15 protein-coding genes are annotated in these 13,824 nt (G+C 50.7%); 1 reads left to right on the forward strand and 14 read right to left on the reverse strand.

The genetic code is table 11. The features are described from left to right. Window position 1: 1 nt before the first annotated feature. The 14 genes from P8J86_06125 to P8J86_06190 all read right to left on the reverse strand — a co-directional run bounded on the left by P8J86_06125 (window position 2) and on the right by P8J86_06190 (window position 12,873). Window positions 2–1,405 carry an NAD(P)/FAD-dependent oxidoreductase gene (locus tag P8J86_06125; GenBank protein MDG2054266.1) on the reverse strand — a complete coding sequence of 468 codons (1,404 nt, stop codon included), beginning with the start codon at window positions 1,403–1,405 and terminating at the stop codon, window positions 2–4. Window positions 1,406–1,420: 15 nt separating this feature from the next. After that, complete coding sequence (locus P8J86_06130; protein ID MDG2054267.1) at window positions 1,421–2,767, reverse strand: dihydrolipoamide acetyltransferase family protein; 1,347 nt, start codon at window positions 2,765–2,767, stop codon at window positions 1,421–1,423. A gap of 32 nt (window positions 2,768–2,799) precedes the next feature. Continuing rightward, window positions 2,800–3,792 carry an alpha-ketoacid dehydrogenase subunit beta gene (locus tag P8J86_06135; GenBank protein MDG2054268.1) on the reverse strand — a complete coding sequence of 331 codons (993 nt, stop codon included), beginning with the start codon at window positions 3,790–3,792 and terminating at the stop codon, window positions 2,800–2,802. Then, a complete protein-coding gene (pdhA, locus tag P8J86_06140) occupies window positions 3,789–4,991 on the reverse strand; it encodes a pyruvate dehydrogenase (acetyl-transferring) E1 component subunit alpha (GenBank protein MDG2054269.1) in 1,203 nt (400 codons plus the stop codon). The genes P8J86_06135 and pdhA overlap by 4 nt, the downstream gene beginning before the upstream one ends. 100 nt (window positions 4,992–5,091) lie before the next feature. Then, entirely contained in the window at window positions 5,092–5,598 is a 507-nt protein-coding gene (gene paaJ, locus P8J86_06145; GenBank protein MDG2054270.1) for a phenylacetate-CoA oxygenase subunit PaaJ, read from the reverse strand. Continuing rightward, window positions 5,592–6,368: a phenylacetate-CoA oxygenase subunit PaaC gene (gene paaC / locus P8J86_06150; GenBank protein ID MDG2054271.1), complete on the reverse strand. Its 777-nt coding sequence runs from the start codon at window positions 6,366–6,368 to the stop codon at window positions 5,592–5,594. The genes paaJ and paaC overlap by 7 nt, the downstream gene beginning before the upstream one ends. Window positions 6,369–6,381: 13 nt before the next feature. Then, window positions 6,382–6,999, reverse strand: a complete 618-nt coding sequence (locus P8J86_06155) for a hypothetical protein (GenBank protein MDG2054272.1) — start codon at window positions 6,997–6,999, stop codon at window positions 6,382–6,384. Window positions 7,000–7,009: 10 nt separating this feature from the next. Continuing rightward, entirely contained in the window at window positions 7,010–8,005 is a 996-nt protein-coding gene (gene paaA / locus P8J86_06160) for a 1,2-phenylacetyl-CoA epoxidase subunit A (GenBank protein ID MDG2054273.1), read from the reverse strand. An 82-nt stretch (window positions 8,006–8,087) separates the two neighbouring features. After that, complete coding sequence (locus tag P8J86_06165; GenBank protein ID MDG2054274.1) at window positions 8,088–9,290, reverse strand: acetyl-CoA C-acyltransferase; 1,203 nt, start codon at window positions 9,288–9,290, stop codon at window positions 8,088–8,090. Between the two features lie 32 nt (window positions 9,291–9,322). Beyond that, window positions 9,323–9,514: a hypothetical protein gene (locus tag P8J86_06170; protein ID MDG2054275.1), complete on the reverse strand. Its 192-nt coding sequence runs from the start codon at window positions 9,512–9,514 to the stop codon at window positions 9,323–9,325. Continuing rightward, window positions 9,514–10,773, reverse strand: coding sequence for a 3-hydroxyacyl-CoA dehydrogenase NAD-binding domain-containing protein (locus P8J86_06175; GenBank protein MDG2054276.1), 1,260 nt, complete (start codon window positions 10,771–10,773; stop codon window positions 9,514–9,516). Before P8J86_06175 ends, P8J86_06170 begins: the two co-directional genes overlap by 1 nt. Window positions 10,774–10,800: 27 nt before the next feature. Then, a complete protein-coding gene (locus P8J86_06180; GenBank protein ID MDG2054277.1) occupies window positions 10,801–11,610 on the reverse strand; it encodes an enoyl-CoA hydratase-related protein in 810 nt (269 codons plus the stop codon). Window positions 11,611–11,665: 55 nt separating this feature from the next. Further along, on the reverse strand, window positions 11,666–12,442 hold the full coding sequence (locus P8J86_06185) for an enoyl-CoA hydratase-related protein (protein ID MDG2054278.1): 777 nt from the start codon (window positions 12,440–12,442) through the stop codon (window positions 11,666–11,668). Further along, window positions 12,439–12,873, reverse strand: a complete 435-nt coding sequence (locus P8J86_06190; GenBank protein MDG2054279.1) for a hypothetical protein — start codon at window positions 12,871–12,873, stop codon at window positions 12,439–12,441. The genes P8J86_06185 and P8J86_06190 overlap by 4 nt, the downstream gene beginning before the upstream one ends. A 56-nt stretch (window positions 12,874–12,929) precedes the next feature. Here P8J86_06190 and P8J86_06195 point away from each other — a divergent pair, with 56 nt between their 5' ends. Next, window positions 12,930–13,823, forward strand: a complete 894-nt coding sequence (locus P8J86_06195) for an alpha/beta hydrolase (protein MDG2054280.1) — start codon at window positions 12,930–12,932, stop codon at window positions 13,821–13,823. Window position 13,824: the final 1 nt, after the last annotated feature.

A 13,824-nucleotide genomic window follows, 5' to 3' on the forward strand; every position in this document is an offset into this window, starting at 1 on the left:
GTTATTGTGACGTTTGGCTATTGATCGCACCGACAGCATCTTGAGCGCAACTTGCAATCAGCTCACTTCGGGTTGGATGTGCATGTATGGTCGAAGCAAGATCTTCCATGGTAGCGCCTAGCTCTAGAGCCAGTGCAACTTGTTGAATCATTTCGGCAGCACCAACGCCGCTTATAAATCCACCTAATAACAATCCAGAGTCAGTGTCGTAAACAAGTTTGGTCACACCATCTGTCCGTCCTTGCGCAGCAGCTAAGCCACTAGCGCCCCAGATTTTTTTGGTGCTCGCGTTGGGAATGCCAGCATCATCTGCATCTGATTCAGACATTCCACATCCTGCCATTGGAGGGTTGGTATAGATTGTCCATGGGATGGCTGCTGGATCAAAGGCAACAGGCTGTTCGGCCATCGCATCGACAGCAATCCGTCCTTGGTGGGCAGCTTTTGATGCAAGCAGAGGCGTACCAGTCACGTCACCGGCAGCAAAGATACGAGGGTTCGAGGTGCGCTGCTGAGAATCGACGGTGATAAAGCCATCAGCATCTGTTGAGATACCTGCCGTATCCAGACCTAAGCTGCTGCTGCTGGGTCGTGGGGTTGTGCAATCCACAACGAGATCAAAAGTTTCTGTCTTCTCAGTACTATTTTCATTGAGTTGTACGGTTATCTTCCCCTCGCCTGCGTTGGATCGCAGCAGCTTTGCATGAGGCATAAAGCTTGCGCCAAGTGCGCGAAGTCTGCGTTGGGCTGGTCGCTGTAGATCACGATCAATGTCATGTTTGTCAGGCGATAAATCAGCGATTGTGACCAAGCCGCCTAGTTCAGCCAGAATGCTGCCAACTTCCAGGGCAACCATTTCTTGGCCGACAATAAGAACTCTTTGATCCTTTACGTTCGCTGTCCATGAAGCTGCTGGTGTTTGTACTTCATCGACGTTGTGATCTAAGGCGGGATGTTCTCCAGGTGTAGTGCCGGTTGCGATAATCGCTCGGCGGAACTTAAAACGCTGCGGGGGATCGCTGTTGACACCGAGGCTTCTTCCATCCTGGAATGTTGCAGTGCCTTGCACAACGGTGATGTTGAGAGAACTCGCTTGTTTATTAAGCGCGGTGCCCAGTGACGCAACAGTTTGGTCTAGCATTTCAAGAAGTTGCGTCTGAGGTATTGCTGGAACGCTTATTTCTTGCTCGTTGATGACGCCATCTCGAACCATTCGTAGTCGTGTTGCGATGAGTTTGGATGGAATGCACGCTTCATGGAGGCACCGACCTCCCAGATTCTCTCGTGGGTCAACCAGTGTCACCTTTTGGCCGGAAGCCGCTGCATGGAACGCAGCTTCGTATCCAGCTGGGCCAGCGCCAATGATGACTAGTTCAGCTTCTTGGGCGAACTCACCAACAACCATTAAAGGTGGCTCCAGTTATGAAGAGAGAACAAATTCAAGAGGGTTCTGCAATTGTGCTATGACAAATTGAAGGAAGGGAATTTCTTTCCCCCCGTCAATAATTCTGTGATCAATAGAGTGACTCAAAGGCATAATCAGTCGTGGTTTAATCTCACCATCAACAACCCATGGCATTAGTCGCATTCGCCCGGCAGCAAGCACTGCAACCTGTGGTGGAGTAATGATTGGTGTTGAGTAACGACTGCCACCAATAGCACCCGCATTAGAGATCGTGTAGGTGCCTCCTCGCGTATCATTGACAGCAAAGGAAGCACTTCTCGCGTTTGCCGAAATGACATCTAAGGCATCGGCAATGTGCAGAATTGATAGTTGATTCGTATTGTGAATCACTGGTGCCACAAGGCCTCGCTCGGTTTCAACACCAATGGCAACATTAATGTACTGCCGATAAACAATTTCACTTGTGTTCTCATCGACACTGGCATTAAAGATAGGGAAGCGTTCAAGTGCTCGAGTGACTGCCCGCACTAAGAAGCAGAGCATGGTGATCTTTCGCTCTGGATGGCTTGTATTTTTGTGAGCCTTTCGTAGCGATTCTAGATCAGTCACATCAGCGTCATCGGTGTCCGTGACATGTGGAATCGTTGCCCACGACTGACTCATAATTCGGGCAATGGTGTGTCTGGCCTGACTTAAAGGCTGACGGATGACCATTCCATATTGATCTTGATCCGGGCGACCACCGGGAATTTCTGACAGTGAGAGTGCTGGCGATGTCGGGAGATTTGCGGCATTGATCACTTGTGGAGGTGGTGATGGCGATCCAGCCACTGAAGAAGGTGGCACAGGTAGTGGCGATACACGTACTGGCGAGGATATCTCAGCTGCAGCAGGCGGCACCACGTCATTGGAGTCAAGATCGCAGAGGTGAATGCGTCCGCCAGGGCCAGATCCTTGTACGTTCGTGAGATCGATGCCTCTTTGACGTGCCATTCGGCGCACGGAGGGTGCGGCTACGATACGGCGTTGTTGCGACGTTTGCGGTGATGGTGTTATTGGCGTTTTGATTGGCGCTGCCGGTGCTGGCGCGGTCGTGCTTTGTGGAGCGACATCTGTTGCCTCAGAGCCATCTGAAAAGGAAAACATGACATCGCCGACATGTACGAGCTGTTGTTCACTCACATGAACACGCGCCACGGTTCCGGTATAAGGCGACGGTATCTCAACCCGCGCCTTGTCTGTTTCTACCTCTATGAGTGGTTCATCTTCGCGCACCGACTGACCTTCAGCAACCATGATGGACATAATCTGTCCTTCATGAACACCCTCACCAAGGTCAGGTAGTATAAAGTCGCGGGTCATGTTAGCGGCGTCCGTAAAAAGCAGTTCGCAGTCTATTGCCAGGTCATTGACTCCTGAACCTTCTCAATAATGGTGTCAGGATCAGGTAAGAAATGTTGCTCACATTGAAAATAAGGGAATGGGATATCGTAGCCAGAGATGCGTCCAATTGGCGCAAGTAGGTGACCGAAGGCATACTCGTTGATTCGAGCAATAATCTCAGCTCCGATTCCACAGGTCTTATGGCCCTCATGCACAACCACGCAACGACCAGTCTTCGTCACGGATTCGATGATGGTCTCGGTATCCATAGGCTTGATGGTCAGTAGATCAATCACTTCTACATTGATGCCGTGCAAGCTGGAAAGATCATCAGCAGCTTCAAGTACTGGGCGCATCATGGCGCCGTATCCGATGAGTGTGAGATCGCAGCCTTCGCGAATGATCTGGGCCTTGCCGATCTGCGCTACCTCTGGCTGATCCGGGACATCTTCACGGAAGGCGCGGTAGACGGCTTTGGGTTCATAGAAAATAACTGGATCAGGATCCTGAATTGCAGCGGCTAATAAGGCTCGGGCATTGCGTGGTCCAGAGGGAATAACGACTTTGAGCCCTGGGGTGTGAGCCCAATACGCTTCGCGTGATTCCGAGTGGTGCTCAACGGCTCGAATGCCACCACCATAAGGCGTGCGCATTACCATTCCGAGTGGCTGGCCATGACGGGTCCGATTTCTGTAGCGAGCCATGTTCTGTTCGATTTGATCAAACGCCTGCATCGTGAATCCAGAAAACTGAATCTCTGCCACTGGTTTTAGACCATAGATTGCCATGCCAACCGCAGTGCCAATAATGCCGCATTCAGCGAGTGGAGAATCCATCACGCGTTGCTGGCCATACTTCAACTGGAGACCCTTCGTCACACGGAAGACGCCACCATTGACGCCAATGTCCTGGCCCATCAGACAGACATCTGGATCACTTGAAAGAGCTTCGTCGAGCGCAAGATTGAGCGATTCGACCATTGTTCGTTGGGTCATCGCGCTCATAAGTTCAATCCCTTTCGGGCGAGCCGTGAGAGATAGTCTTTCTTCTGCTCAATCAGCTCAGGCGGCATGGTGTGATAGACAAAGTCAAAGATCTCTTCAGGGCGTGCCTTAGCGACTTCACGGAATCGCGCCCGGGCGTCGAGTACGCGTTGTTCGCATTCTTCATGAATACGTTTGCATTCATCCTCAGTAAGAATGGATTCACGGTTTAGAAATCGTTCAAAGCGAAGCAGGGGGCAGCGCTGATGCCATGGATCGACGTGTTTATCTTCTCGATACACCTTGGGGTCATCAGCAGTGGTGTGTAGGCTCATACGGTAGGTGACCGCTTCAATCAGAGATGGCCCCTGGCCGGCTCTTGCTCGTTGGGTTGCGGTTGTTGTCGCTGCAACCATGGCAAGGATGTCGTTGCCATCTACGCGAATACTCGGGATGCCAAAGCCAACCCCACGCACCGCGAGTGATTCTGTGGCAGCTTGTCGCTGAATTGGGGTTGAGATTGCCCAGCCATTGTTTTCACAAATGAAAACACAGGGTGCTTTGTATACGGCGGCAAAGTTAAAGGCTTCATTAACAGCCCCCTGCGAAATTGCTCCATCCCCAAAATTGACGGTGACGCAATTGGGTTGTTTTTTATGGGCCATGCCCATGGCAACGCCCACGGCGGGTAGGACGTGAGACCCAATCACGATTGAGAATGGAAGATCATTAACACCGTCTGGCGGCGGGAAGCCTTCATGATATCCGGCCCAGAGCAATAACAATTGTTCCATGGACCAACCGCGCCAGATTTGGGCGCCGAAGGATCGGTAGGATGGAGCAAACCAGTCATCGGCTGTAAGTGGGAAGACTTGACCAATCTGTGTTGCTTCTTGGCCAAGATTAGGCGCAAATGTACCCATCTCGCCCTGGCGTTGCATTGCGAGCATGCGCGCATCAAACTTACGAGTCAAGACCATGCCGACATAAAGTCGCCGGAGTTGATCACTGCTCAGCTTCGGTGCTTTGGTCATATCGGCTACACCCTCCTCGTTGAGGATCTGTAGCACATTGATGTCATCTAGTTGGACTGATTTTGTGTCCATCGTGGTCCCAATAGTGGGCTGGCAAGATCTCTGATTACCCATTTGGGCAGGTGGGATGACTGTCTCAATCACCACCGGATCGGCAGCCTGGATATTCGGTGTCTGACTGTTCATGGCAGGTTCTCAAAACGCGATAGCGATCTGGGAAAGCACCTATCTTACGATCATGTACGCACTCTTGCCACTGATTTATAGTCAGTCCCGTAACAGGGACCTAGAGGTCAATGCGCTTCATATGTTCGAAGGAATTCTGGCAGGCTTGACAGTAGTAGATCATTCGGCACCGAGTTGGGCCAAAGGGGCTATCGAGGCTGGTCTTGTTTGACTGGCAGAAGGGGCATTTAATCACAGATGTCGTCAACGGTACACGGTCTTTTTGAGGTGGACCGTGCTCTGGAACGGTCACGCCGTGATCTTTGAGTGAAACCCGCCCCGCTTTGGAGATTCGATCAGTTGTCCAGGCCGGCTCGAACACCCATTGCACTTGACACGATTTAACTTCAGGGATGTCAGCGATGCGCGTGGTGACATCTTTCGTGATCATATCCAACGCTGGACAACCCGAAAATGTTGGTAGTAATGTAATTGTTGCGCTGCAGTCATCGTCTAACTCTACAGTTTCAACCAATCCGAGATCAACAATACTACAAGGCAATTCAGGATCAAGGATCTCAGAAAGTGCAGCGTGGATTGAGCCCAGGATGTCTGTTGGAGTCACCATGCGGCGCCAGGATCTGTACTGCGGACTTCATTCATTTCCGTCCACTGTGCAAGGAAGTGGTCAGCGTGTCTTCCATTTCGGCCGCCGCGTGTTTCGTTTTCGGGCAACTTGATAGTTGCGGTAAGCTCTGTAGAACTTAGCACGGTGTTAATAGCAGCAGACCATTCATTGAACAGTTCTTCGCGTCCATCACCAATTGAAGTATTGATGTCTGAATTCATTTCTCGTTGTTCAAAGAGCATCCCGGCATGGGGCGTTAACAGATCCAATGCTGTTTGTATTCGATCCCTTGACTCTAAAGGACCCGATCCGAGTCGTTGCATCCAGTCGTTGAGATACACAATGTGGAGCGTCTCTTCCGCTCTTAGTCGCCGCGTTCGCTCGACAAGATCGCCATTCTCAAACTGGCCGAGTCGATCAAGTGCTGGCGCTGCATAGTGTGCAAAAAACCAACGTCTCACAAAGGCGGTGGCCCAATCAAATTCATCTGGCACAGTGACAAGATCACAACAGCGGTATCCGGCAGGCTCTCTTTCGTAGGCAATGACATCAGGATCGAGGTTGAAACGGGCGCCAAGATACTCATAAAGCACTAAAGCGTGGCTGAGGTCATCTTGCGCCATCGATGACGACGCAATATCTTCTTCAAGTATCGGGCCCAAGCCGGTCCAGTCACTCTGTATGTGTCCTAGCAATAACTTATCATCGGCCAGCTCTAGCACGAGTAGGGCCTCGAGGTCATTGTGCATCATGTCCATCGGATTCGTCACGTTTCATTGATTCCTAGAAATGACTCTGGATGTCATCTTTGACATACTCATTGATATCTTCTGTTTTACGTATGGCAGCCCATTTCATCCGCACTGACTTACTGTAGCCGCGGGCGAGTCGATAGGTCTGATCATGAGTTCGCCAAATCAATTGATTTGGAGCCGTAGACTTAATTTGATCGAATGGGACCACTCGCACTTGTACTACGTTTTTTCCGTGTCGTGCGATTGCTCTTTGCAGAGCGGTGTCGGCATCAGGTGCATTTAATAAACCCACTTCAACGTGAATATCACCTCGTTTGCGTTGAGTGAAGATGGCCCAAGCCGGATCTGTCGCGGTGTCGGGACCGTCGCAACCGAGTGCGTTATCGATTGCCTCTTCGGCACAATGTGTCTCCCGCAATGCATCGGCAGGGTGCACCCAAATATTGACGCAAACCTCATCTTGTCCATAGTGCTCACATGCATACTCGAGTGCAAGTTGAATGTCTGGTGCGTTGAGATAGCCAGCATATCTGTGTGCCACGCCTTCTTTTTTGCACGTGTAAACAATGTATGAGTTAAGGGCGCCGTCGATAGACGGGGCTAGCTCACTATCAAATGAAAAATCGCGTTGTCGGAGTTTTGACATCGTTTGCTCCTCAGGCCGCGGGGGGCAACGATGTAGAGCCTGCAGCAATAGCGCGGCGGACCCATGCACCCTGTTCATATGAGAATCGACGCAGTGCAAGCCTCTTCGCGTTACACGGCCCGTTGCCTCTAATGACACGGAAGAATTCATCCCAGTCAGGATCTGTAATACCCCAGTGTCCTGTTGCTTCGTCTTGAACACACTTTTCATCGATGCGCTTTGAGGTCACCATGCCTTGGGCGTCTTTCTCACATATGTGTATGACGAGACCGAGGTCCATGGCAGCGGGCGCGAATCGATCAACAAAGCGCTGGCGAAGTGAGTCATTTGTTTCGGTTTTCATTCGCCATTTCATTGGCGGCATATGTTCACATCCAGGCTTATCGTGGGGGCCAAAAAACATAATCGAAGGACCCCACCAGCGATCAAATGCTTGTTGTGTCATGGCTTTCTGTGATTTCGTGCCACTCATTAATGTGAGCACCATGTCTTCGCCACTTTTGAAGTGGAAAGCTTCCTCCATATTGATCCGGTGCATCGTACGTATGTAAGGACCGAAGGCACCATCTGCCAGAGTCTTCTGGTTCATAATGGCAGCGCCATCGATAAGCCACTGAATCATGGCAATATCTGCCCAAGTAGGAGCAGGGTAGTTAAAACAATTGTGATATTTTGTCTTGCCGGTACACAAATCACGCAGCATTTCATCTCGTGGTTTACCCAGGTCTTGGGAAACGCGATAGAGCATTTGTCCATGACCCACTTCATCTTGAACCTTCGCAGTTAAGGCAAGCTTGCGTCGTAGACTTGGAGCACGTGTGATCCACTCACCTTCTGGAAGAGCGCCAATGATCTCGCTATTGGCATGATGCTCGGCCATTCGAAGCATGCCGAATCGGTACGCCTCAGGCATCCAGTCACCTGGTTCAATAAGCAGCCCGTCGGCAATTTTCTTCTCAAACTCAGCGAGCTTGGCTTGGTCCTCCTGAGAGGGGTCAATGCTCATTACGGGATTTGATGCTCCAGACATTTGTGTCCTATCTAACGGGTGAGGCAAGTTGCAGTAACAAAAGCAGTCTTGAGATCGCCTAGGTGCGCTCAATAAGTGTCGCCAACCCCTGGCCAACACCTATACATAGTGTAGCCAACCCACAGGTTCCGCCGCTGCGACGGAGTTCGTGTACCAATGTGGTCACCAATCGAGCTCCAGTACAACCCAGGGGATGGCCGATGGCAATGCCGCCACCTTTGGGATTGATATTGGCTTCTTCGATACCTAATTCCCGAATGCAGGCGACTGACTGGGCAGCAAAGGCTTCATTGAGCTCGACGATATCGATATCAGAAAATGATCGGCCAGCACGTTTTAGGCATTTTTTTGTCGCAGCGACCGGGCCAATGCCCATGTATTTTGGTTCCACGCCGGCAGCAGCAGCAGCGCCCACAACGGCCAGAGATTCAAGGCCCAGTGACTTTGCGACGTCGGTACTTGCTAAGACTAATGCTGCAGCGCCGTCATTAATGCCTGAGCTATTCCCGGCAGTGACGGTTCCTTTGTCGTCACTGGAAAATACAGGGCGAAGCTTGGCAAGTTTTTCAAGTGTTGTGTCAGGCCGTGGATGCTCATCGCGACTGACCACTATGGCATCACCTTTGCGTTGTGGAATCTCAACAGAAATGATTTCTTCGTCAAAGAGCCCAAGTTCATCGGCAGCCGCCCACTTTTGTTGGCTCCATAGAGCGAAGCGATCTTGGGCTTCACGGTCGATGCCGTATTTTCGAGCCACATGCTCCGCAGTTTGTCCCATACTGTCTGAACCCCACAACTCATGCAGTTGTGGATTTGTAAAACGCCAGCCTATCGTGGTGTCTTGGAGTGTCTGTTGACGAGTGAACGCGTGCTCTGATTTACTGAGCACAAACGGAGCACGGCTCATACTTTCAACACCACCGACCACAACAATATCTGCCATACCCGCTTCAATGGTCCGCGCGCCAAGGTTCACCGCCTCCAGTCCCGAAGCGCAGAGTCGATTAACAGTGCATCCGGGTACAGAAACAGGAAGTCCAGCGAGTAACCCAGCCATGCGAGCGACATTTCGATTGTCTTCTCCGGCTTGGTTTGCTGCGCCGAAGTAAATGTCGTCAATCTTTGCAGGATCGATACCTGCACGGTCAACGGCAGCTTTAATGACCAGTGCGGCCATGTCATCGGGACGAATAGAACTGAGTGCACCGCCATATCTTCCAATCGGTGTACGTACTGCTGAGAGAATTGCAGCCTTTGGCATAGTCAATAGAGTCCTTTTCTGAGATGAGCGCGTTACTCGGGAGTTTTAGGTCCGCGGGCAAAGGCAATTGAAAAGAGTACTGCAGCAATAATCAGTAGTACCAATCCAATAATCAGAGTCACGCGTGGACTTTGTAGGAAGAAGCTTGTGAAAAAGAGGCTGAGCCCGAAAATACACACAAGCAGTCCTGGCATGAAATACTTGCCTTCAAGTTGCCGTGCCATTATTGAATACCTCCCGAGTGAGTGTTGATCATTGAGGCCAGGTTCGCTGGTGCTTGAAAACGACCGTCTTGAGTCTGCGCATTGAGCGTCTCAAGGAGATCAATGATACGGTCCGCGCCAACTTCAGCAGCCCACTCAAATGGGCCCTTGGGATAGTTTGTTCCCAGTCGAAGTGCGGTGTCAATATCATCAGTGGTCGCAACGTCCTGACTTGCCGCCCATGCAGCTTCGTTAATGATAGCCGCCACAATACGAGCAGCGATGTAGCAATGTTGTTGTGGCTCTATCGGACTAAAAGTAGATACTGCGGCTTGTAGTCGATCGGTCATCTCTAATTGTATGCCCGTTCGTTCGATGGCAGTTGTTGGGGGGTTGACTGTGTAGTCATAGCACCCCAGCTTCGTTTTGCGTCCAAGATTGCCTTTGGCGACAAGTCCTTCTTGAGCCTCGCTTGGCGCAAGTCGTGCAGGGCATTCAAGGCGCTCCCAGACAGATCTTGTCGTTGCAGTATTAACATCCTGTCCAATGAGATCAGTTAATTCAAAGGGGCCCATTTTGAAGTCGCAAATGTCGCGCATCACATGATCAATTGTGTCTATACCCGCATAACCATCTTCATAAATCCGCCATGCTTCCAAATAATAGGGGCGTGCGACTCGGTTGACGATAAACCCTGGTGTATCACTGGCACGAACAACGGTTTTTCCCCAGCTGTTGGCAATGGCCGCGGCTTGGTCAGCCACAGCGGCAGTGGTTTTTTGTCCACGAATAATTTCAACCAGCGGCATTAATGCGGCAGGATTGAAAAAATGCATTCCAACCACCCGTTCTGGACCTTTAATGGCATCGGCGATCTCCGAGACGGAGAGTGATGATGTATTGGTTGCAATAACTGCATCTGGTGCTAGTAATTCAGCAATTGGGCCAAGCGTGTCAGCTTTAACACTGAGATCTTCAACAATGGCTTCGATGACTAAATCACAATTGCCTAGATCCTTCACCTCAGCGGAGGCATTAAGTCGTGCCATTCCATCATCACAAGCAACCTGATTGATGCGGCCTTTCTCTACCAGTCGCTCAAGTCGTTTGGCAACAAGGGATTTTCCGGCAGTGGAAAGATCAAGTTCCCGGTCAATAAGACGGACATGCCAGCCAGCAAGTGTGGCAACTTGTGCGATACCTGTTCCCATTGTGCCAGCACCAAGGATGCCCACTGTTCCACAGGTTGTTGATGCAGCTGGCGTTGTTGCTGCGCACATCTTTAATATCCCTTACTGAATATGTGGCTATGAGCCATTAAATTTAGGAGTTCGTTTCTCTAGGAATGCTGTCACACCCTCAAAGTGATCACTGGTTTTTCCCGCAGTTTCTTGCGCAAAAGCTTCTGCCTCAAGCTGTGTGGGTAGGTCATTATCAAGAGCCTCATTGAGCAGTCGTTTGGTCAAGGCAATAGCCTGGGAAGGCATTGCCGCGAGGCGGGCGGCCATGGTTTGAGCCTCGGTTGCTAATGCGTCGCTTGGTACAAGCTTATTAATCAAGCCAATAGCCATCGCCTCTTCAGCAGTCACTTTACGGCCGGTGCAACAGAGTTCCATGGCACGACCGAGACCAATAAGCCGGGGCAATATAAATGTACTTGCTGAGTCTGGAATCAGCCCGACATTCACAAACACTTCAATGAAACTCGCCTTTTCGGAGGCAATTCGTAAATCACAAGCAAGGGCAAGGCTGCAGCCAGCGCCGGCGGCAACGCCATTAACCGCTGCGATGACCAGTTTTTTCATGGTCCGGATGCGCATCACGATGGGGTTGTAGCGTCGTCTTAGATCGTCACCCAACTCCGGTATATGTCCAGGGACGTACTTCTCTTTGAGCTCTGACAAATCTTGTCCGGAACTAAAGGCACGACCATCGCCAGTCAGAATGATGACCTGAACACTTTTGTCACGTTCAAGTGTCTTGAGCGCATCAATGAGCTCAGTTGTAAGTTCATCGCTAATTGCGTTAAGAGAATCAGGTCTATTAAGAGTAAGGGTTGCTACCCCGTCTTGGTGGGTGACCATAATCGTTTTGTATTCAGTTGCAGTCGCCGTCATAGGTGCATTCCAGAGATAGTAAAACTATTGATTTTAGTGTCATTATTTTTGATGTCTATTGGCCTTGGAAATGTGGCCGGCGTTTTTCCATAAAGGCCTTCATGCCTTCTTTTTGGTCAGCCGTTGAGAACAACATATAGAAAAGCTTGCGTTCATACTCAAGGCCTTCGCTTAATGAAGACTCAAATGACTTGAGTACAGATTCTTTGGCTAGTTGTAGCGCAAGCGGCGGTTTGGTTGCCATTGCGTGTGCGACCTTCATGGCTTCAGAGAAGAAGTGCTCTGGTGGGACCAAGCGACTGATTAATCCGTGAGTCAACGCCTCTTTGCCGGTGAGGAATCGACCGCTAAGAACGACATCCATTGACATCGCTTTTCCAACCGCACGCGTGAGCCTCTGTGTTCCACCGGCGCCTGGCATGACGCCAATATTAATTTCTGGTTGTCCGATGCGACTGCTTTCAGAAGCAACAATGACATCACACAGCATCATGAGCTCGCAGCCACCACCAAGAGCAAAGCCACTCACCGCCGCAACAATTGGTTTCTTGATGCGGCGGATTCGTTCCCAACGTGCAAATTGATCACGGCGGAACATCTCAAAGGTAGAGGCTTCTGCCATATCACCGATATCAGCACCAGCGGCAAAAGCCCGCTCATTTCCGGACAGCACGATGACATGAATTTCTGGATCTGCATCGAAAGCCTCAAGGGCCTCGATCAGTTGTTCCATAAGTTCTAAGTTAAGAGCATTCAAAACCTTGGGGCGGTTCAGGCGTGCAATGCCCACATGATCCTCTCGATCAGTCAGGATAAAAGATTCATCACTCATTCGTTCAAAGCCTCTGGGTTGTTGCTGCTCGAGCTGACTGCTCGATGTCTTTGGATCATTTTTTGAAGTGTCTCTTTCGGAAGGACACGTTGTTCTTGGAGGCCTCGCCCAACAAGGCGATCGCCATCAAACACTTCTACTTTGCAGATGACTCCTTTGGCAGTCACCTCGGTGGCTGTGGCAACGGCCCGAATGTTTTTTCCAACTGGTGTTGGTGCCACATGTTCGATCTCAAGTCTGCGGCCGATTCCCTCTTCATGAGGTTCAAGATGATCCACGAGGACCTTTCTAGCGGCGAGCTCCATGTGATGTGCCATAGACCAGGTGGAATAGACGTCATGGACGACGACCTCGTCAAAGGCCGGGCACATATCCCGTGTGACAGTGGCCTCAACGGCCGCGACGTTACCGACCTTTAGGCTGGGTTTCATGGACCATTTAGTCTACCCGCTGGCACGAGAGGGTGTCCTTCGGATATAGATAGGGCATGGTCTCAGGTCTAATTATCCTATTTCTCACAGCATTAGCGCTTATTTGGAGCTTTCTAGTAGTCATTCTGCTCTATGAGATGCAGCGTCCACCTCGGCATACTGCCGGCTGGGCCTTGGCAACCGCTCGACCGATGACGCCTGATCAGGTCGGCTGTGATTTCTCTAGCCCAGCCATTGTCGATGCGCAGGGGCAATCAGTACCGATCTGGATGATCGAAGGGCGTCCTCCAGCAGCTCGTGAGCCACTGACAGTTGTGTTTATTCACGGTTGGGGGCAATCCCGGCTCGACATGTTGCCACTGGTGCATACGTACTTGAATCAAGCTGATCGTCTGGTGCTTTTTGACCTTCCTGGTCATGGTGAGGCTTGTGGCACCTCAGCATTGGGCGCCAAAGAAGTCGACGGTTTATTGGATCTATTGGCGCAGTTAGACAATCATTCGTACTTGCTAGTTGGAAATTCGATGGGTTCAGTTATTGCCTTCGCTGCAGCTTCTCGTCCAGAACCAATTGCAAAGAGGGTCCGCGGTGTGATCGCTTATGGGGCCTACATTAAGTTCCATCAATCACTGGTTGGTCGACTTCGTTTAGCCGGTTATCCAAGTCGACCAATTTCAGACGTGGCGCTTTGGGTCATGAGTTTGCTACAAAAGAAGCCACTGTCTCTATCCGACCAGCAAATCAGTTTGCAGTGTCCCGTCATGTTAATCACTGGTGAGAGGGATCAGATTGCCTCTCCCGAAACCGCAAAGCGCATTGCAGATCAACTTCCCAGTGGCTCTCTTTGGATCGTGCCTGATGGATTACATTGCGATGCATGGGAATGCCAGCCAGAGCAGCACCAAGTTCAGATCGAGAATTTCCTCAAACAATTTGATCGACCATCTTGAT

The sequence above is a fragment of the Phycisphaerales bacterium genome, from assembly GCA_029268515.1.
Taxonomy (GTDB): Bacteria; Planctomycetota; Phycisphaerae; order Phycisphaerales; family SM1A02; genus JAQWNP01.